Source organism: Geodermatophilus maliterrae (assembly GCF_041018925.1).
GTDB classification, from domain to species: Bacteria; Actinomycetota; Actinomycetes; order Mycobacteriales; family Geodermatophilaceae; genus Geodermatophilus; species Geodermatophilus maliterrae.
The window spans coordinates 1-693 of sequence record NZ_JBFNXQ010000228.1; the positions used below are offsets into that span (position 1 = coordinate 1).

General features: G+C 79.8%; 2 protein-coding genes. Both read left to right on the forward strand.

Annotated features, from left to right (window positions below; all coding sequences use genetic code 11):
• Positions 1–159: 159 nt before the first annotated feature.
• Positions 160–447, forward strand: coding sequence for an NAD(P)H-binding protein (locus tag ABQ292_RS26610; protein ID WP_369210707.1), 288 nt, complete (start codon positions 160–162; stop codon positions 445–447).
• Positions 444–693: SDR family oxidoreductase (locus ABQ292_RS26615; RefSeq protein WP_369210706.1), on the forward strand; the 250-nt coding region annotated here is incomplete at its 3' end. The genes ABQ292_RS26610 and ABQ292_RS26615, both read left to right, overlap by 4 nt.

Consider the following 693-nt stretch of genomic DNA (forward strand, 5'->3'; position numbering starts at 1 on the left):
GACGGCCGGCCCCCACGGCGGCGCGGAGTGGCTGACCGGCGACGTCCGCGACGCCGGTCTGCTCGTGCGGGCGGTCCCGGCCGCCGACCACGTCCTGTGGTGCACCGGGGGGGCGCGGCGCTCGGGCGGTGACGGCGGGCGGACCGCGCTCCCGTGCTGGTGTCCGCCATGACGCGAGCAGGGGTCCACCGCTTCGTCGGGGTCACCGGCGCGGGGGCCGACCTGCCGAGCGATCGCGAGGGCCGTGTCGCACAGTTCCTCTCCGCGCCCACCCACCGGCTGGCGCGGGACCTGGTCGAGGACGAGGAGGGCGAGTACGCGGTCCTGGCCGCCTCGTCGCTGGACTGGACGCAGGTGCGACCACCGCGGCCGGCTGACCGGCCGGACTTCGCGGGCGGGCCGCAGCGGCGGTCCGCCGCGCCCCACCTCGTGGCCGGCGACCGGTGACCGTGCTCGTCGCCGGCGCCACGGGCACCGTCGGCAGCGAGGTGGGGCGCCGGCTGGCGAAGGGCCGCTTCGCCGTCCGGGCCGGCGCCCGCGAGCCGCAGCGGGCGGCCGCCCTGCTGCCCGCCGGGGTGCCGGTGACCCGCCTGGACCTGGAGGACGCGGCCACCTGGGCGGCGTCCCTCGACGGGGTGCGGCGGCTGTTCCTGCTGCGCCCTCCCGACGTGGCGCGGGTGTCGCGGCTGCAGT